Annotated in this window: 3 protein-coding genes; 1 reads left to right on the forward strand and 2 read right to left on the reverse strand. The window is 70.5% G+C overall.

Features of this window, described 5'->3' with window-relative positions:
• A partial coding sequence (locus tag ABZ641_RS37425; RefSeq protein ID WP_359989050.1) for an MFS transporter occupies nucleotides 1–807 on the forward strand: 807 nt, incomplete at its 5' end.
• A 71-nt stretch (nucleotides 808–878) separates the two neighbouring features.
• Here ABZ641_RS37425 and ABZ641_RS37430 read toward each other — a convergent pair.
• Together ABZ641_RS37430 and ABZ641_RS37435 are read right to left on the reverse strand one after the other, a co-directional pair.
• On the reverse strand, nucleotides 879–1,103 hold the full coding sequence (locus tag ABZ641_RS37430; protein ID WP_344624839.1) for a hypothetical protein: 225 nt from the start codon (nucleotides 1,101–1,103) through the stop codon (nucleotides 879–881).
• Entirely contained in the window at nucleotides 1,100–1,264 is a 165-nt protein-coding gene (locus ABZ641_RS37435; protein WP_359989052.1) for a hypothetical protein, read from the reverse strand. The genes ABZ641_RS37430 and ABZ641_RS37435 overlap by 4 nt, the downstream gene beginning before the upstream one ends.
• Between the last annotated feature and the right edge of the window lie 123 nt (nucleotides 1,265–1,387).

The raw sequence follows: 1,387 nt of genomic DNA on the forward strand, positions 1-1,387 counted from the left end.
CCCCTCACCGGCCTCGCCGTCAACGCGGGCTGCTTCGCCCTCGGATCGGTGATCATCAAACTCGCACTGCCTCGAGGCATGGGGCACGCGGTCGAGGAAGCCCCCTCCCAGGCCGGGGAAACGGGACCCGGCTACTGGCGGCGGTTCGGCGAAGGCTTCACCTTCCTGCGCGGCGAGCCGCTGCTGCTCACCGTCATCGTCATGTGCGGCATCACCAACCTGCTGGACGCGGCGATCACCTCGGTGCTCGTACCCGTCTGGGCCAAGGAGTCCGGCAACGGGCCGACCGCGATCGGCCTGATGGGCAGCGTGATGGGGGCCGCGGCGGTCGGCGGGAGCCTGATCGCCGCGGTGGTCGCGCACCGGCTGCGGCGGCGGCTGGTGGTTCTCGCCGGGTTCCTGCTGGCCGGGGCGCCGAGGTTCCTGGTCCTCGCCTTCGACGCCCCGCCGGGGGTGGTACTGGCCGTCTTCGCGGTCAGTGGATTCGGCGCCGGCTTCGTCAACCCGGTGCTGGGGGCCGTCCTCGTCGAGCGGGTGCCGCGCCGGATGCTGGGCCGGGTCAACGCCCTCGGCGACTCGCTGTCCTGCGCCGGCATCCCTCTCGGCGGGCTGCTCGCCGGGGCGGCGGTGACCGCCGCCGGACTCGTGCCGGTGCTGCTCGCCTGCGGCACCGCGTACTTCCTCACCACGAATCTGGCCGGCCTGCGGCCGGAATGGCGCGAGATGGACCATGCGCGCGGGCGGGACGTCCTCATGCCGCATTCCGAGGAAGGCGCCTCACAAGGCAGTGCGAGTGTAGCGACATGACGTCGACGGGAGGGAGGTGGACCATCTGGCTTGCTTCTCCCTCCCACCCCTCCTTCCGACCTCATCACAATTCACGCAGGTTCAGATGACTGTTGGTCGGCGGCATCCGTCTCAACTCGGTGCCCCGGAAGCTTGACCGCAGCAAGGTCGAGGCGGGTGTCCATGTCGAGGTTGGCCTCCCCGTACGGACGCACGTGCGACCAGAACAGCGGGGTCAGGCCACGCCGATCGGCAGGCGTGAGGAGTCCGGCCCACTCCGGTTCGCCGAGGATGTCCTGAAGCATGAGGGTGTTCACGTAGACCAGGCGGACTGGAGGATGCACAGGCACAGCATGAACATCTCCTGCTCGTCGCGCCGGTTCGAGGCGATCTCCCCGCCCTTGCCATGGGCGATCCCGATGGACCGGCGGGCAGCTTCGGGTCTGGGCCAGGCGGGTGGCCGGTTGTCGACGGACATGAGACCTCTCCCCCGCCCCCGGATCCAGCAGACCGTGGAGACCCGCTCCCTCGCCGAGGCGCAGCAGTGGTACCGCGACCCGGAGCCGCTCGGCGTCGAGGGGGGTGTGCGCGAAGCGGCCGG

Source organism: Kitasatospora sp. NPDC007106 (assembly GCF_040634455.1).
Taxonomy (GTDB): domain Bacteria; phylum Actinomycetota; class Actinomycetes; order Streptomycetales; family Streptomycetaceae; genus Kitasatospora; species Kitasatospora arboriphila.

Coding starts and splice junctions, on each gene's coding strand:
- ABZ641_RS37435 (WP_359989052.1), bottom strand. CDS start 1,264: ATGTCCGTCGACAACCGGCCACCCGCCTGGCCCAGACCCGAAGCTGCC.